This is a genomic window from Micromonospora lacuserhaii, assembly GCF_036902735.1.
In the GTDB taxonomy this organism is placed as follows: Bacteria; Actinomycetota; Actinomycetes; order Mycobacteriales; family Micromonosporaceae; genus Micromonospora.
This window is the reverse complement of the sequence record NZ_JBAKHO010000058.1, coordinates 15322-31934: the sequence shown is the minus strand read 5'-3', so window position 1 is coordinate 31934 and position 16613 is coordinate 15322. Positions and strand designations below refer to the sequence as shown.

The 16613-nt window shown below is 74.1% G+C and carries 16 protein-coding genes; 10 read left to right on the top strand and 6 right to left on the bottom strand.

Features of this window, described 5'->3' with window-relative positions; translation table 11 throughout:
• Positions 1-122: 122 nt before the first annotated feature.
• The 7 genes from V6U81_RS25215 (at position 123) to rdgB (ending at position 4962) form a co-directional block, all read left to right on the top strand.
• Complete coding sequence (locus V6U81_RS25215) at positions 123-617, top strand: DUF2017 domain-containing protein (protein WP_334492756.1); 495 nt, start codon at positions 123-125, stop codon at positions 615-617.
• A 55-nt stretch (positions 618-672) separates the two neighbouring features.
• Positions 673-1161 (top strand): M67 family metallopeptidase, encoded by a 489-nt coding sequence (locus V6U81_RS25210; RefSeq protein WP_334492755.1) that lies wholly within the window; start codon positions 673-675, stop codon positions 1159-1161.
• A gap of 65 nt (positions 1162-1226) precedes the next feature.
• Positions 1227-1574, top strand: coding sequence for a MoaD family protein (locus tag V6U81_RS25205; RefSeq protein WP_334492754.1), 348 nt, complete (start codon positions 1227-1229; stop codon positions 1572-1574).
• Positions 1575-1585: 11 nt separating this feature from the next.
• A complete protein-coding gene (locus V6U81_RS25200; protein WP_334492752.1) occupies positions 1586-2551 on the top strand; it encodes a PLP-dependent cysteine synthase family protein in 966 nt (321 codons plus the stop codon).
• 189 nt (positions 2552-2740) lie between these two features.
• Complete coding sequence (locus V6U81_RS25195) at positions 2741-3487, top strand: MBL fold metallo-hydrolase (RefSeq protein ID WP_334492750.1); 747 nt, start codon at positions 2741-2743, stop codon at positions 3485-3487.
• Between the two features lie 132 nt (positions 3488-3619).
• Positions 3620-4348, top strand: coding sequence for a ribonuclease PH (gene rph / locus V6U81_RS25190; RefSeq protein WP_334492748.1), 729 nt, complete (start codon positions 3620-3622; stop codon positions 4346-4348).
• Positions 4345-4962, top strand: coding sequence for an RdgB/HAM1 family non-canonical purine NTP pyrophosphatase (gene rdgB, locus V6U81_RS25185; RefSeq protein ID WP_334492746.1), 618 nt, complete (start codon positions 4345-4347; stop codon positions 4960-4962). Before rph ends, rdgB begins: the two co-directional genes overlap by 4 nt.
• A 31-nt stretch (positions 4963-4993) precedes the next feature.
• Here the strand turns inward: rdgB and hutH are convergent, their stop codons facing one another.
• The 6 genes from hutH to V6U81_RS25155 form a co-directional block, all read right to left on the bottom strand.
• Positions 4994-6532, bottom strand: coding sequence for a histidine ammonia-lyase (gene hutH, locus V6U81_RS25180; protein WP_334492745.1), 1539 nt, complete (start codon positions 6530-6532; stop codon positions 4994-4996).
• Positions 6520-7692, bottom strand: a complete 1173-nt coding sequence (hutI, locus tag V6U81_RS25175; protein WP_334492743.1) for an imidazolonepropionase — start codon at positions 7690-7692, stop codon at positions 6520-6522. Before hutI ends, hutH begins: the two co-directional genes overlap by 13 nt.
• Positions 7693-7750: 58 nt before the next feature.
• On the bottom strand, positions 7751-9103 hold the full coding sequence (locus V6U81_RS25170) for a formimidoylglutamate deiminase (protein ID WP_334492758.1): 1353 nt from the start codon (positions 9101-9103) through the stop codon (positions 7751-7753).
• Positions 9100-10299 (bottom strand): allantoate amidohydrolase, encoded by a 1200-nt coding sequence (locus V6U81_RS25165; RefSeq protein ID WP_334492741.1) that lies wholly within the window; start codon positions 10297-10299, stop codon positions 9100-9102. Before V6U81_RS25165 ends, V6U81_RS25170 begins: the two co-directional genes overlap by 4 nt.
• 112 nt (positions 10300-10411) lie before the next feature.
• On the bottom strand, positions 10412-12067 hold the full coding sequence (hutU, locus tag V6U81_RS25160; protein ID WP_334492739.1) for a urocanate hydratase: 1656 nt from the start codon (positions 12065-12067) through the stop codon (positions 10412-10414).
• A 13-nt stretch (positions 12068-12080) separates the two neighbouring features.
• A complete protein-coding gene (locus tag V6U81_RS25155; RefSeq protein ID WP_334492737.1) occupies positions 12081-12929 on the bottom strand; it encodes a MurR/RpiR family transcriptional regulator in 849 nt (282 codons plus the stop codon).
• Between the two features lie 229 nt (positions 12930-13158).
• On the opposite strand from V6U81_RS25155, the gene V6U81_RS25150 reads away from it, so the two are divergent.
• The 3 genes from V6U81_RS25150 to V6U81_RS25140 are packed head-to-tail and all read left to right on the top strand — an operon-like array spanning position 13159 to position 16612.
• Positions 13159-14313 carry a hypothetical protein gene (locus tag V6U81_RS25150; RefSeq protein ID WP_334492735.1) on the top strand — a complete coding sequence of 385 codons (1155 nt, stop codon included), beginning with the start codon at positions 13159-13161 and terminating at the stop codon, positions 14311-14313.
• A 60-nt stretch (positions 14314-14373) separates the two neighbouring features.
• Complete coding sequence (locus tag V6U81_RS25145) at positions 14374-15507, top strand: glycosyltransferase (RefSeq protein ID WP_334492733.1); 1134 nt, start codon at positions 14374-14376, stop codon at positions 15505-15507.
• Complete coding sequence (locus V6U81_RS25140) at positions 15494-16612, top strand: glycosyltransferase (protein WP_334492731.1); 1119 nt, start codon at positions 15494-15496, stop codon at positions 16610-16612. The genes V6U81_RS25145 and V6U81_RS25140 overlap by 14 nt, the downstream gene beginning before the upstream one ends.
• The last annotated feature ends 1 nt before the right edge of the window (position 16613 follow it).

Here is a 16613-nt window from a genome sequence, read left to right as displayed (position 1 = left end):
GAGCGCGAGGAGTGAGCCGGGGTTGCGAGCCCCGCAGTCGCGAACCGAGGTGGCACCGTGAGCGCGAGGAGTGAGCCGGGGTTGCGAGCCCCGCAGTCGCGAACAGGGCCGGAATCGTGAGCATGTTCCGGCGTCAGAGCGGCCGGTACGTCGCCACCTTCGCGGTCGACGAGGTCCGGGTGCTGCGCAAGGTCGCCACCGAGGTGGTCGGCCTGCTCACCGACGGGTTCGACCACACCGACCCGGTGGTGGGCCGGCTCTTCCCCGACGCGTACCCGGAGGATCCGGCCGGCGCGGCCGAGTTCCGCCGCTACACCGAGGGCGACCTGAAGACCGCCAAGATCGATCAGGCCGGCGCGATACTCGCGGCGCTGCCGGACGAGGCGGGCGGCGAGGTACGGCTGGACGCCGAGGCCGCCGAGGCCTGGCTGCGGGCGCTCAACGACGCCCGGCTGGCGATGGGGGTCCGGCTGGAGATCAAGGACGGCACCGACCTCGGCGAGGAGTTGGACGACGCGGTGGCGGCCGACCCGAGCTCCTCCCGGGTGTTCCAACTGTCGGTCTACGCGTACCTCGGCTATCTGCAGGAATCCCTGCTCAACGCCTTGATCGACTGATTGGTGACGGCCACCACTTCGCAGCTCGTGACCCGGAGAGGTTAGGCTGGTCGGCGTGCTGAGCATCGACCGGTCGATCGTCACGGCGATCGTCGCCCACGCCCGCCGGGACCACCCGGACGAGGCCTGTGGCGTGGTCGCCGGTCCCGCCGGCAGCGACACCCCCACCCGGCACATCCCGATGGACAACGCGGCCCGCTCGATGACGTTCTACGAGTTCGACTCGATGGAGCAGCTGCGGGTGTGGCGGGAGATGGACGACCGCGACGAGGAGCCGGTCGTCATCTACCACTCGCACACCGCGACCGAGGCCTACCCGTCCCGGACGGACATCTCCTTCGCCGGTGAGCCGGGCGCCCACTACCTGCTGATCTCCACCCGTGAGCCGGACACCGAGGAGATCCGCTCGTTCCGGATCGTCGACGGCGTGGTGACCGAGGAGCCGGTGCGGATCGTGGACGCCGGGGTGGACCCGCACGCCGTGCAGTCGTACATGTTCGGGCAGAGCCCGGCGACGGTCGACTACGAGTGTTCCGGCCGCTGATCCTTCAGCGCCGAACACCCGTTCCGTCCGTCACCGAGGCACACCCGATCAAGGAGTACTACGTCATGGCCATCGAGGTTCGCATCCCCACCATCCTGCGCAGCTACACCGGCGGCGCGAAGGTCGTCGAGGGCGCCGGGGACACCCTGAGCGACCTGCTCACCGACCTGGACTCCCGGCACGCCGGCCTGAAGGGCCGCCTGGTCACCGAGGCCGGCGCGCTGCACCGCTTCGTGAACGTCTACGTCAACGACGAGGACGTCCGCTTCCTCGGCGCGCTCGACGCCAAGCTCAACGACGGCGACAGCGTGACCATCCTGCCGGCGGTGGCCGGTGGCGCGTTCGGCTTCGCGGCGGCCGCCGCGATCGCCTCGCACGCCGTCGCCCGTCGCGCGGCCGTCGCCGCCCGCTGAGGGCGGTCGTCATGGCGCGGTACGACAGCCTGCTCGACGCCTGCGGCGGCACCCCCCTGGTGGGGCTGCCCCGGCTCTCGCCGACGGTGCCCGAGGGGGCACCGCCGGTGCGGCTCTGGGCGAAGCTCGAGGACCGGAACCCGACCGGCAGCATCAAGGACCGCGCGGCCCTGTTCATGGTGCGCGCGGCCGAGGAGGCCGGCCGGCTCCGGCCCGGTGACACCATCCTGGAGCCGACCAGCGGCAACACCGGCATCTCGCTGGCCATGGTGGCCAAGCTGCGGGGCTACCGGCTGGTCTGCGTGATGCCGGAGAACGTCTCGACCGAGCGGGTCCAGCTGCTCCGGATGTACGGCGCGGAGATCATCTTCTCGCCGGCCGCCGGCGGCTCGAACCAGGCCGTCGCCACCGCGAAGCAGATCTCGGCCGAGCATCCGGACTGGGTGATGCTCTACCAGTACGGCAACGAGGCGAACGCCCGGGCGCACTACGAGACGACCGGGCCGGAGCTGCTGCAGGACCTGCCCACGATCACCCACTTCGTGGCCGGTCTCGGCACCACCGGCACCCTGATGGGCACCGGCCGCTACCTGCGGGAGAAGGTCGACGGCATCCAGGTGGTGGCGGCCGAGCCCCGCTACGGCGAGCTGGTCTACGGGCTGCGCAACATCGACGAGGGGTACGTCCCAGAGCTCTACGACGCCACCGTGCTGAACCGGCGGTTCTCCGTCGGCACCCGGGACGCGGTGCTGCGTACCCGGCAGCTGGTGGAGGTGGAGGGCATCTTCGCCGGCTTCTCCACCGGTGCGATCCTGCACGCCGCCCTCGCGGTGGCGCACGAGGCGGTTCGGGACGGCCGCCGCGCCGACGTCGCCTTCGTGGTCTGCGACGGCGGCTGGAAGTACCTCTCCACCGGCGCCTACGGCGGCACCCTCGCCGACGCCGAGGACGCCCTCGAGGGTCAGCTCTGGGCCTGACATCCGGCTCGGGCCGGCCGGTCTCCGGCCGGCCCGACGGGTGTCACGTTGATGACAACTTCCAGTGGATGATTCTTGCCCCGCCGTCGCTGCGCGTAGGCTGCGCTGCGTGGCGTACGCGTCGGTAGAGATCATCGGCGGGGCTGACACCGGCGTGTCGACTACGGTGAGTCATCGCGGGGCAACTCCGTGAGACTGACCGTCCTGGGCTGCGCGGGGAGCTTCCCCGGCCCCGAATCCCCCTGTTCGGCCTATCTGGTCGAGGCCGACGGCTTCCGGCTGCTGGTCGACTTCGGCTCCGGCTCGCTCTCCACCCTCCAGCGCTACGTCGGCCTGCACGCCCCGGACGCCATCCTCCTGACCCACCTGCACTGCGACCACATCCTCGACGCCGTGTCCTACGTGGTGGTCCGCCGCTACGCCCCGGACGGCCCGTACCCGCCGCTGCCGGTCTACGCCCCGCCCGGCGCGCCGGACCGGCTCGCCGCCGCGTACGGCCAGGACGACAGCACCGTCGAGGACGTCTACCAGTTCTACGGCCTGCAGCCGGGCACCTTTCCGATCGGCCCGTTCACCGTCACCGTCGACCGGATGAACCACCCCGTCGAGACGTACGGCGTGCGGCTGGAGCACGGCGGGCGGGTGCTCTGCTACTCGTCCGACACCGCGCCCTGCGACGCGCTGCTGCGGCTGGCCCAGGACGCCGACGTGTTCCTCTGCGAGGCCAGCTACCTCGACGGCATGGAGAACCCGCCGGACCTGCACCTCACCGGGCGGGAGGCCGGCGAGACGGCCACCAAGGCGGGCGTGGGCCGGCTGCTGCTGACCCACCTGGTGGCGGCCTGGGGCAGCGAGGCGCACACCCTGGAGTCGGCCGCAGGCGCGTACGCCGGAGCGCTGGAAGTGGTCCGCGCCGGCGCCACCTACGAGGTCTGACGGCCGCGGGTCTCCCGCGCGTGCCATTCGCGCGCCGTCGCGCCCGCGCCCGCCGGAGCGACGCCGGGGGCGCCGCCGTGGCGTGAGGGCACCGGGGGCCGACCGGTACGACCGACCGCATAGGGTGCAGGCATGGCGCGACCTGACGGGCGACAGCCCGACCAACTCCGACCTGTGACCCTCAGCCGGGGCTGGAGCACCCACCCGGAAGGCTCCGTGCTCGTCGAGTTCGGCGGCACCCGGGTGCTCTGCACGGCCAGCGTCACCGAGGGCGTGCCCCGCTGGCGCAAGGGCTCCGGGCTCGGCTGGGTGACCGCCGAGTACGCCATGCTGCCCCGGGCCACCAACACCCGCTCGGACCGGGAGAGCGTGAAGGGCCGGGTCGGTGGGCGTACCCACGAGATCTCCCGCCTGATCGGCCGCAGCCTGCGGGCCAGCATCGACCTGAAGGCGCTGGGCGAGAACTCGATCGTGCTCGACTGCGACGTGCTCCAGGCCGACGGCGGCACCCGGACGGCCGCGATCACCGGCGCGTACGTGGCGCTGCACGACGCGGTCACCTGGCTGGCCGGGCGCAAGGCGCTGGCCGGCAAGCCGGAGAAGGTGATGCACCGGTCGGTGGCGGCGGTCAGCGTCGGCATCATCGCCGGCGAGCCCCGGCTGGATCTCTGCTACGAGGAGGACGTCGCCGCCGAGGTGGACATGAACGTGGTCTGCACCGGTGAGGGCGAGTTCGTCGAGGTGCAGGGGACGGGCGAGGACGGCGTCTTCTCCCGCGCGCAGCTCGACGCCCTGCTCGACCTGGGCGCGTTGGGCTGTATGGAACTGGTCGAGGCGCAGCGGAAGGCACTCGCGTCATGAACAAGGTCCTGCTCGCCACCCGTAACCGCAAGAAGCTCATCGAGCTGCAGCGGATCCTCGACGGCGCGCTCGGCGCGCACCGGATCGCCCTGATCGGGCTGGACGACGTCGAGGCGTACCCGGAGCTGCCGGAGAGCGGCCTCACCTTCGGCGAGAACGCGCTGATCAAGGCCCGGGAGGGCTGCCGGCGCACCGGCCTGCCCACCATCGCCGACGACTCGGGGCTGGCCGTCGACGCCCTCAACGGCATGCCGGGCGTGTTCAGCGCCCGCTGGGCCGGCGCGCACGGCGACGACCGGGCCAACCTCCAGCTGGTGCTGGACCAGATCGCCGACCTGCCCGACGAGCACCGGGGCGCGTCCTTCGTCTGCACGGTCGCGCTGGTGCTGCCCGGCGGCAAGGAACACCTGGTCGACGGCCGCCAGGCCGGCCGGCTGCTGCGCGCGCCGCGCGGCGAGGGCGGCTTCGGGTACGACCCGATCTTCCTCGGCGACGGCCAGGACCGGACCAACGCCGAGCTGACGCCGGAGGAGAAGGACGCGATCAGCCACCGCGGCAAGGCGCTGCGCGACCTCGCGAAGCTGGTCGCCAAGGTGCTGCCGCCCGCCGTCTGACCCACGGCGGACGGCAGCGGACCCGGCAGGGTCAGCCCAGCGGGCCGACCTCCCGCTCGATCGCCGCCCGCAGCTCCGACCCGGCGAGCACCGCCCGGGCCGCCTCCATCACCGGCGCGAGGAAGACGTCCGGCCCGGGCTCGCCGGCGAGCCGGCCGAGCGCCTCGACCGCGGCCCGTCCGGCCGGCGACGGCTCCAGCGGCGCGCGGAGCTGGAGCCCGCGTACGCCGGCGAGCAGCTCCACCGCGAGCAGGCTGGTCAGGTTGTCCAGCACGGTGCGCAGCTTCTTGGCCGCCGCCCAGCCCATCGAGACGTGGTCCTCCTGCATGCCGCTGGTGGGCAGCGAGTCCACCGAGGCGGGCGCGGCGAGGCGGCGGTTCTCCGCGACGATGCCGGCCGCCGTGTACTGGGCGATCATCAGCCCGGAGTTGACCCCGGCGTCGGGGGAGAGGAACGCCGGCAGCTCCCGGTTGCGGGCGACGTCGAGGAGCCGGTCGACCCGGCGTTCGGCGATGGCGCCCACCTCGGCGGCGGCGATGGCCAGGTAGTCGGCGGCGAAGCCGAGCGGCGCGCCGTGGAAGTTCCCGGTCGACTCGACCCGCCCGTCGGGCAGCACCACCGGGTTGTCCACCACCGAGCGCAGCTCCCGCCCGGCGACCGTGTCGACGAAGTCCAGGGTGTCCCGGGCCGCGCCGGCGACCTGCGGCGCGCAGCGCATCGAGTACGCGTCCTGCACCGCGTGCGCCAGGTCGTCGCGGTGCGAGTCCATCACCCGGGAGTCCTGGAGCAGCCGGTGGATGTTCGCCGCCGACGCGGCCTGCCCCGGGTGCGGGCGGATGGCGTGCAGCTCCGGCAGGAACGGACGCTCGGAGCCGAGCATCGCCTCGATGGCCAGCGCGGCGGTCACGTCGGCCATGGTGAACAGGTGCCGGGCGTCGTGGATGGCCAGCAGCAGCATGCCGAGCATGCCGTCGGTGCCGTTGATCAGCGCCAGCCCCTCCTTGGCGGCCAACGCGATCGGCTCCAGCCCGGCCCCGCGCAGCGCGTCGGCGGCGTCGAGCCGCTCACCGGCCGGGCCGAGCACCCAGCCCTCGCCGAGCAGCACCAGCGCGCAGTGCGCCAGCGGCGCCAGGTCGCCGGACGCGCCGAGCGAGCCGTGCTCCGGCACCCACGGGGTGATGTCGTGGTTGAGCAGGTCGACCAGCGCCTCGGCGACCAGCGGCCGGACCCCGGAGCGGCCGAGGGCCAGCGAGCGGACCCGCAGCAGCATCATCGCCCGGACCACCTCGCGGGGCATCGGCGCGCCCACCCCGGCGGCGTGCGAGCGGATCAGCGCGTGCTGGAGTTCGGCGCGCCGCTCGGGCGCGATGAAGGTGTTGGCCAGCGCCCCGAAGCCGGTGGACACGCCGTAGACGGGGCGGCCGGCGGCCTCGATGCCGTCCACGATGGCCCGGCTGGTCGCCATGGCCTCGACGGTCGCCGGGTCGAGGACGACCTTGGCGCTGCCGCGGGCCACGGCGAGGACGTCGGCGGGGTTGATCCCGGTGGGCTGAATGGTCACGGTCGACATTGCGGCACTCCGTTGTGCAGAACCTGGCGGATCAGGGGAACACCGGGCCGGTAGGCCAGGTGCAGGTGGGTGGGGGCGTCGAGGAGCACGAGGTCGGCCCGGGCGCCGGGCCGCAGCACCCCGACGTCGTCGCGGCGCAGCGCCGCCGCGCCCCCGGCGGTCGCCGACCAGACGGCCTCCGCCGGGGTCATCCGCATCTCGCGTACGGCGAGGGCGATGCAGAACGGCATCGACGAGGTGTACGACGATCCGGGGTTGCAGTCCGTCGCGAGCGCGACGGTCACGCCGGCGTCGAGCAGCCGGCGGGCGTCCGGGTACGGCGACCGGGTGGAGAACTCGGCGCCGGGCAGCAGGGTGGCGACCGTCGCCGAGCCGGCGAGCGCGTCGACGTCGCGGTCGTCCAGGTGGGTGCAGTGGTCGACGCTGGCCGCCCCGAGTTCCACCCCCAGCCGTACGCCCGGCCCGGGGCCGAGCTGGTTGGCGTGCAGCCGGGCGCCCAGCCCGGCGGCCTGCCCGCAGGAGAGGATCGCCCGGGCGTGGTCCACGTCGAACGCGCCCCGCTCGCAGAACACGTCGATCCAGCGGGCGTACGGCGCGGCGGCGGCCAGCATCGGGCCGCAGACCAGGCTGACGTAGTCGTCGGGACGGTCGGCGTACTCGGCGGGGACGACGTGCGCGCCGAGGAAGGTGGTCTCCGCGGTGACCTCGGCGGCGATCCGCAGCGAGCGGGCCTCGTCGGCGACCGTGAGGCCGTACCCACTCTTGATCTCGATGGTGGTGCTGCCCTGCCGCATCGCCTCGGCGCGCAGCCGACGCACGGTGCCGCGCAGCACGTGGTCGGAGGCGGCCCGGGTGGCGCCGACGGTGGTGCGGATGCCGCCGCCGGTGTACGGCTCACCGGCCATCCGGGCGGCGAACTCGGCGGCCCGGTCCCCGGCGAAGACCAGGTGGGCGTGGCTGTCCACGAAGCCGGGCAGCACCGCACCGCCCTCGGCGTCGATCCGCCGGTCCGCGGCCGGCGCGTCGCCGGCCGGGCCGATCCAGGCGACCCGGCCCTCCTCGACCAGCACGGCGGCGTCGCGGCGCAGGCCGAGCAGCCCGTCCCCGCCCGGCGAGTTGGTGACCAGTTCGCCGATGTTGTCGACCAGCAGGCTGCTCACCCGGTGCCCCCTTCTGTTCGCGACTGCGGGGCTCGCATAACCGGCGCACTCCTCGCGCTCACGTGGTCACCGCCCGGATCGACGACTCCAGCTCGACCGGCACGTCCACGTCCACGTGCCGGCCCTCCCGGACCACCACCCGGCCGTCCACCACGACGTGCGCCACGTCGGCGGCCGTCGCGGCGAAGAACACCCCGACCGGCGGTACGCCGGCGGTGCGCGCGGTGTCGAGTCGTACGGTGACCAGGTCGGCCCGGCCGCCCACGGCGAGCCGGCCGGCGTCGGTCCAGCCGAGCGCGGCGTGGCCGCCGCTGGTGGCGGCGGTGAGCAGGTCGACGGCGGTGAAGTGGCCCCGCCGGCGGGTGCGCAGCCGCTCGTCCAGCTCCACGGCCCGGGCCTCCTCGAAGAGGTCGACCACCGCGTGGCTGTCGCTGCCGAGGCTGAGCGGGCTGCCCGCCTCGGCCATCCGCCGGGCCGGGCCGATCCCGTCGGCCAGGTCCCGTTCGGTGGTGGGGCAGAGGCAGACGCCGGTCCGGTGCTCCCCGAGCAGGGCCAGGTCGGCGCTGGTCGGGTGGGTGGCGTGCACGGCGGTGACGGCCGGGCCGAGCACGCCGTGCTCGGCGAGCAGCCCGGCCGGGGTACGCCCGTGCGCCGCCCGGCAGGCGTCGTTCTCGGCGGGCTGCTCCGACAGGTGGACGTGCAGGGGCGCGTCGCGGCGGTGGGCCCAGCCGGCGACGGTGGCGAGCTGTTCCGCCGGCACCGCGCGCACCGAGTGGATGGCCGCGCCGACCCGGGCGTGGTCGTTCCCGGGGGTGAACGCGGTGACCCGGTCCGCCCAGCGCAGCGCGTCGCCGTCGCCGAAGCGCCGCTGCGGGCCGACCAACGGATCGCCGGACACGCTCGCGGTCAGGTAGCAGGCGTCGAGGAGGGTGACCCGGATCCCGGCGTGCGCGGCCGCCTCGACCAGCGCGGCGGACATCACGTTCGGGTCGTCGTACGGGCGGCCGTCGGGCCCGTGGTGCAGGTAGTGGAACTCGCCGACGCAGGTGATCCCGGCCAGCGCCATCTCCGCGTACGTGGCCCGGGCCAGCGCCAGGTACGAGTCCGGGTCGAGCCGGGCGGCGACGTCGTACATGCCGTCCCGCCAGCTCCAGAAGTCGCCCCGGCCGCCGTGGGTACGCCCGCGCAGCGCCCGGTGGAAGGCGTGCGAGTGGGCGTTGGCCAGCCCGGGCAGGGTGAGCCCGGGCAGTCGGACGGCGTCGACCAGCACCTCGACGCCGGCGTCCGGCCGGCTCCCGGCGGTCAGCGGGGTGACCGCGGTGATCCGCCCGCCGTCGGTCTCGATCAGCACGTCCGGGGTGGGCTCGGCGTGCTCGGGCAGCCAGGCGTACTCGGCGAGCCAGCGGGTCAGCGGCATGTCAGCTCCTCCAGCACCCGCGCCAGGGCGGTCACCCCGGCGGCGCAGTCCGCGTCGGTGGCCGACTCGGCGGGGGAGTGCGACACCCCGCTGGGGTTGCGCACGAAGAGCATCGCGGTGGGCAGGTGCGCGGCGAGCACCCCGGCGTCGTGCCCTGCCCCGGTGGGCAGCACCGGGGCGTCCAGCAGCGCTGCCAGCCGGCCGGCCAGCCCGCCGTCGAAGGCCACCAGCGGGGTCGCCGACTCCTCGGTCACGGTCAACTCGGTGCCGTCCCGGCGGGCCCGCTCGGCGGCCTTGGCCCGCACCGCCTCGACCAGGCCGTGCAGCGTCTCCGGCTCGGCCGCCCGCGCGTCCAGCCAGCCGGTCACCTTCGACGGGATCGCGTTGGTGGCGTTCGGTTCCACCGACACCCGGCCGACGGTGGCGTGCGCGCCGCGCAGCCGGGCCTCCTTGTTCGCGGCGAGGACCGTGAACGCGTACGTGAGCATCGGGTCGCGGCGGTCGGCCATCCGGGTCGTACCCGCGTGGTTGCCCTCGCCGAGCACGTCGAAGCGCCACCGGCCGTGCGGCCAGATCGCGCTGGCGACGGCGACCGGCGCGCCGGCCTCGACCAGCGCGCGGCCCTGCTCGACGTGCAGCTCCACGAAGGCCGCGAAGCGGCCGAGCAGACCCGCGTCGGCGCCCGCCGGCCGGTCGCCCAGCGCCTCGGCGAAGCTCACCCCGTTCACGTCGCGCAGCCCGGCCGCCCGGTCCACCGCGATCTCCCCGGTGAGCAGCCGGGACCCCAGGCAGGGTACGCCGAAGCGGGCGCCCTCCTCCTCCACGAACGCGGCCACCACCACCGGCCGGTCGGGGGTGACCCCGGCGGCCCGCAGCTCGTCGACGGCGAGGAACGCGCTGACGATGCCGAGCGGCCCGTCGTACGCCCCGCCGTGCGGCACCGAGTCGAAGTGGCTGCCGGTGAGCACGGCGCCGCCCGCCTCCGGATCGCCCCACCAGGCGAAGAGGTTGCCGTTGCCGTCGGCGGTCACCGGCATGCCGCGCCGGTCGGCCTGCTCGCGGAACCAGTCCCGCAGCCGCAGCTCCGGCTCGGTCAGCGCGTAGCGCAGATAGCCGCCGCTGCCGGCGTCCCGCCCGACCGGGGCGATGTCGTCCCAGAGCTGCCGGAACCGGCCGGCGAGGTCGGTCACGCGGTACCCCTGTTGTTCGCGACTGCGGGGCTCCGCTGCGCTGCACTCCTCGCGCTCACGGTGCCCCTGTTGTTCGCGACTGCGGGGCTCCGCTGCGCTGCACTCCTCGCGCTCACGCGGTCTTCTCCGCCATGGGCACCCGGACGCCGGTTCGCTCGGCGACCTCGCGGGCGGTGTCGTAGCCGGCGTCGACGTGCCGGATGACGCCCATCGCCGGGTCGTTGGTGAGCACCCGCTCGATCTTCTGCCCGGCCAGGGCGGTGCCGTCGGCGACGCAGACCTGCCCGGCGTGGATCGACCGGCCGATGCCCACCCCGCCGCCGTGGTGGATGGAGACCCAGCTCGCCCCGCTGGCGGTGTTGACCAGCGCGTTGAGCAGCGGCCAGTCGGCGATCGCGTCGGAGCCGTCGGCCATCGCCTCGGTCTCCCGGTAGGGGCTGGCCACGCTGCCGCAGTCCAGGTGGTCCCGGCCGATGACCACCGGCGCGCTCAGCTCGCCCGAGGCGACCATCTCGTTGAACCGCACCCCGGCCCTGTCCCGCTCGCCGTAGCCCAGCCAGCAGATCCGCGCCGGCAGGCCCTGGAAGGCGACCCGCTCGCCGGCCATCCGCATCCACCGGGCCAGCGACTCGTTCTCCGGGAACAGGTCCAGGATGGCGCGGTCGGTGGCGGCGATGTCCTTCGGGTCGCCGGAGAGCGCCGCCCAGCGGAACGGGCCCTTGCCCTCGCAGAACAGCGGCCGGATGTACGCCGGCACGAAGCCGGGGAAGTCGAAGGCCCGCTCGTACCCGCCGAGCTTCGCCTCGCCGCGGATCGAGTTGCCGTAGTCGAAGACCTCCGCGCCGGCGTCGAGGAAGCCCACCATCGCCTCGACGTGCTTCGCCATCGACGCCCGGGCCCGGTCGGTGAACTCGGCCGGCTTCGCTGCCGCGTAGTCCCGGGCGTCGGCCAGCTCCACCCCCTCCGGCACGTACGACAGCGGGTCGTGCGCGCTGGTCTGGTCGGTCACCACGTCGATCTCGACGCCCCGGCGCAGCAGCTCCGGGAAGACGGTGGCGGCGTTGCCGACGACGCCGACGCTCAGCGCCCGGCGCTCCCGCTTCGCGGCGAGCACCCGCGCCACCGCGTCGTCCAGGGAGTCGGCCACCTCGTCGAGGTAGCGGTCGTGCACCCGGCGGTCCAACCGGGTCCGGTCCACGTCCACGACCAGGCAGGCGCCGCCGTTCATGGTGACCGCGAGGGGCTGCGCCCCACCCATCCCGCCGCAGCCGGCGGTCAGCGTCAGCGTCCCGGCCAGGCTGCCGCCGAACCGCTTCGCGGCGACGGCGGAGAACGTCTCGTAGGTGCCCTGGAGGATGCCCTGGGTGCCGATGTAGATCCACGAGCCGGCCGTCATCTGCCCGTACATGGTCAGCCCGAGCTGCTCCAGCCGGCGGAACTCCGGCCAGGTCGCCCAGTCGCCGACCAGGTTCGAGTTGGCCAGCAGCACCCGCGGCGCCCACTCGTGGGTCCGCATGACCCCGACCGGGCGCCCGGACTGCACCAGCATCGTCTCGTCGTCGCGCAGCTCGGTCAGCGTCCGCACCAGCGCGTGGTACGACGGCCAGTCCCGGGCGGCCTTCCCGGTGCCGCCGTAGACGACCAGGTCGTCGGGGCGTTCGGCCACCTCGGGGTCGAGGTTGTTCATCAGCATCCGCAGCGCGGCCTCCTGCGGCCACCCCTTCGCGGTGCGTGCGGTGCCGCGGGCGGCACGGACGGGCTGGTGCATGTGCGTACTCCTCTCAGCCGAGGAACAACTGGCGACGGGCGGCGGACGACTCGAACGCCTCGAGGCGGGCCTGCGTGTCCGCCGGGGAGGCGTCGCAGATCGCCTGGAGGACCACCATGGCCAGGGTCATCGGGGCGGTGTGCAGGTCGAAGACGAGGTCGGTGCCGACCGCGGCGGGAAGCACCAGCTCGGCGTACTCGGTGGCGGGACTGACCGGCGAGTCGGTGATCGCGACGACGGTCAGGCCGGCGTCGCGGGCCTCCCGCAGCGCGTCGAAGGTCTCCCGGGGGTAGCGGGGCAGCACGAAGGCGAGCAGCGCGGTGGCGCCGGCCGCCGCCGCCTGTTCGAGGCGGTCGGTGAGCAGGCTGCCGCCGTCGTCCAACACCCGGACGTCCGGGTGCACCTTGGCGGCGAAGTACGCGAAGTACGCGGCCAGCGGCGCGGCGGCGCGCAGCCCCACCACCGGCAGGGGACGGCTCGCCGCCAGCAGGCGCCCGGCGGTGGCGATCCGGTCCCGGTCGGCGAGCTGCCCGGCCAGCCGGTCCAGGTTCGCCATCTCGGCCCGGACCGCCCGTTGCAGCTCGTTGCCGTCGCCGTCCGCGCCGTCCGCGCCGGCGGTCACCTCACGCAGCCGGCGGCGCAGCGCCGGGTAGCCGTCGTGCCCCAGCGCGACGGCGAACCGGGTCACCGAGGGCTGGCTGACCCCGGCCAGCTCGGCCACCTCGGCGGCCGACAGGTACGCCGCGGCGGCGGCGTGCTGCACCAGGCAGTGCGCGATGCGGCGCTGGGTGGGGGTGAGCCGGACGCCGTGGAACAGGTCGAGCACCCGGTCAGGGGGTGCGGCGACAGCTCCGTCATTCATGCCGTGACTCTATGCATGAAAACTTTCATAAAGCAACCTCCGGCGTCCGTGGCGCGGGCGGCCCGTACCGGTCCACATCGGAGTGTGATCTGTCACAGGTCAGTGCGGGTCGAGCCGGCCCGCCCGCCGTCACGGGCGTTCGTCGTGCCCCGGGCAGACGACCGGAGGGCAAGGCGGCGGGCCTCATCTCTGTACTATCCGCACGGCGGGTGAGCAGAGGAGTCGTGGCATGCAGCCGGTTGGTCCGTACAGGTTCACCGAGACGCTCGGCGTCTGCCCGGTGGGCACGGCATGGTGGGCCATCGACGGGCAGGACCGGCTGGTGACCATAGCGGTGCTCGAGGGCGCCGCGGCGACCGACCAGCCGTGGCGGGAGGCCTTCGCGAACGCGGCCAACGCCATGGCGCTGACCCCCGGCGGCCAGCGGTACGTCAACGCGGACTTCGCCGCCGCGAAGCCGTGGGTGGCGTACCCCTCCGAGGAGGGGATGGGCGCGCAGCGACTGTTCCAGACCCTCGGCATGGATCTGCACCCGGCGGAGTCCGAGGCGCAGGTCCTGATCCCGGACACCGGCACGGTGGCCCAGCCGTCGTACCCGACCTCCGGCGCGCCGAGCCCCACCTCCGGTGCGCCGCTGCCCTGGGCGATGGCGGCCCAGCCGACCTCCGGCCTGCCGGTGTCACCGGTGGCCGTCCCCGCGACGCCCGTCGCGCCGGATCCGTTCGCCTCGTCCGGGGGACCACGGATCGCCCCGGTGCGGCCGGAGCCGAAGCGCCGCGGCTGGATCTTGGTCGCCGTGGCGCTGGCGCTCGCCCTGGTCGCCGGCGCCGCGGGGTTCTTCCTCGGCGGGGGCGGCGACGAGGAGGTGGCCCCGCCGTCGGCCAGCCCTTCACTCCCGCCGTACGAGGCGACGCAGTTCTCCATCAACAAGACCAAGTTCGAGGGCGACCTGGCAGCGCTGGCCGAGCCCTGGCTGACTCGGATCGGCGGCTGCGCGGCCGACAGCGAGGTCGGTGGCCCGAAGCTGCCCGCCGACGAGAAACGCCACGTCTTCTGCCGCTACGGCGGTGCGTCCCTCCACTTCGCGCTCTACCCGGCCAGGGCGCAGAAGGACGCGGCGCGCGCCTACCGCCAGCAGCTCAACCTCGGCGGCGGTGCCTTGGCGCCGGGCCTTCGCGAGGTGACCCGCACGACCGGCGGCGTCACCGGCGCCTCCGGCAGCTACGTGGAGTACGCGTTCAAGGGCGAGGACGGCCGGGCGATCTGCGGCGTCTGGTGGGACCGCGACGACGTCGAGGGTGCGCTCTACGTCGAGACGCTCTGCGAGGCCGGCATCGCCGGCAACTGGGACGCCCTGCGCGATTTGTGGCGCCGTAACAGCTGACCGTTCCTGCCGGCGTCCGCCGCCGAATCCACCCGCCGACTTCCACGTGAGCGAGACGACATGACATCCCTCGACGACACCCGACCCGTCGTCGCACCGGAGGTACGGCCACCGCTGCTCGGCGACCGCTCGGTGGCGGTCGTGCACGAGTGGTTCGGCGCGACCGGCGGCTCGGAGAACGTCTACCTGGCCATCGCGGACCTCGTGCCGCACGCCCGGCGCATCGTGCTGTGGGCGGACAAGGACGTCGAGGTCGAGCGACTGGGCCTCCACGAGAGCTGGCTCGCCCGCACCCCGTTGCGCAACAGCAAGGCGCTCGCTCTGCCGCTGATGCCGCTCGCCTGGCGGACTGTCGGCAACGAGGATTACGACGTGGTGATCTCGTCCAGCCACGCGTTCGCCCACACCGTCCGGCTCGGCCCGCCGGAGCGCACCCGGCACCTGAGTTACATCCACTCGCCCGCCCGCTACGTGTGGAGTCCCGACTTCGACGGCCGCGGATCGGGGGCGTTGCTGAGCGGGCCGCGCCGGATGCTGCAGGCGGTGGACGTGCGGATGAGCCGGCACGTGCACGCCTACGCCGCCAACTCCCGCGAGGTCCAGAAGCGCATCCAGCGGTTCTGGAAGCGCGACGCCGCGGTGATCCACCCGCCGGTGGACGTCGACTACTTCAGCGCTGCCACGACCGACGGGTCGCGTGACTACCTGCTGGGCGTCGGGCGGTGGATCCCGTACAAGAACTTCGACCTCATGATCGAGGTGGCCACCGAGGCCGGGCTGCCGCTCACGATCGCAGGCTCCGGACCGGAGGAGACCCGGCTGCGGCGCGCCGCGGCCGATGCCGGCGTACCGGTCACGTTCGAGGTCCGGCCGACCCGCGAGCGGCTGCGGGAGCTGTACGCCGGTGCCCGCGCGCTGCTGTTCCCCGCTCACGAGGACTTCGGCATCATTCCTGTCGAGGCGCAGGCCTGCGGCACCCCCGTCATCGGCCTCAACAGCGGGGGACTGCTGGAGACCGTGGTGGATGGCGAGACCGGGTTCCTGGTCGGTTCCCTGCGTCCGGCGGACCACGCCGCCGCGGTGCGCCGGGTGGACGAGCTGTCCCGGGCGCGGATCCGTGAGCATGCCACCACCTTCTCGGCGCAGCGGTTCGCGGCCCGCATGGCGGAGTGGATCGCGCATGAGAGCCGCTGACCCGACCACGGTCGTCGACTGCAGCGGCGTGGGCCCCGGCGGGATCACCCGCGTACTCACCGAGGTCACCCGCCACTGGCCGGCCGGAGGGCGCCTCCGGCTGGTCGCCGTACCACCGGCCTGGGAACCCCCCGCCGACTCGGCGGCGTACGTCGACGTGGTCAGCCGGCAGAGCGGCGACCGCGCCCGCGCCGTCGCGTCCGCCACGACCACGCTGCGAAAGGTGACCAACGCGGTACGGGACGAGGCGACCACCGTGCTGTCGCTGAGCCCGTCGATGGCCATCATGGGAAGCCAACTGCCGGTCGTCACCGTCGTGCACGACCTCGCGTTCAAGCTCTGGCCGCACGACCTGTCGGCCGCAGTGCGCCAGTACCGGCGGGCCAGCTACAGCACCGCGATCAACCGCTCCCGGCGGCTGTTCTGCGTCAGTGCGCGCACCCGGCACGACCTGCTGGGCCTCTACGGTGTGCCGGAGGACCGCATGGTCGTCTGGCACCCGGGCAGCGACGTCCGTCTCGTGGCCGACGGGCCGGCGGCGCCGGTGCTCGCCGCCACCGGCGGCCGCCCCTACCTAGTGGTCGCCGGACACGCCCCGCACAAGGGCGTAGAGCTGGCGGTCGAGGCCCTGCCCGACCTGCCCGCGCACGTGCTCGTAGTGCTCACCGGTGGGCAGCGGGTCGAGCGGTTCGAGGCCGCGGTGGCGGCGTCCCCGGCCGCCGACCGGGTGCTGTTGCTCGACCGGCTGTCCGACGATGACTACGCGGCCACGATCGCCGGCGCCGCCGCCTTCCTCATGCCGAGCCACTTCGAGGGGTACGGGCTGCCGGCGGCCGAGGCGCTGCGGCTGGGCACCCCGACCGTGATCTCACCGGACCCTGCCCTGCACGAGGCGACCGAAGGGCAGGCCGTACGCATGACGGCCTGGACGGCGACGGCGCTGGCGCGAGCGGTGGCGGAGGCGATCAGCGGGCCCCGGCCGGCCCCCGGCGCGGCCGGACGGCCCTGGCGGGATGCGACCCGGCACCTCGCCGACCTCCTGGCCCTCGACAGCGACCCGGGCGTTCGGGCATCGACCCCCCACTCGATCGGAAAGCAGGTCTGAG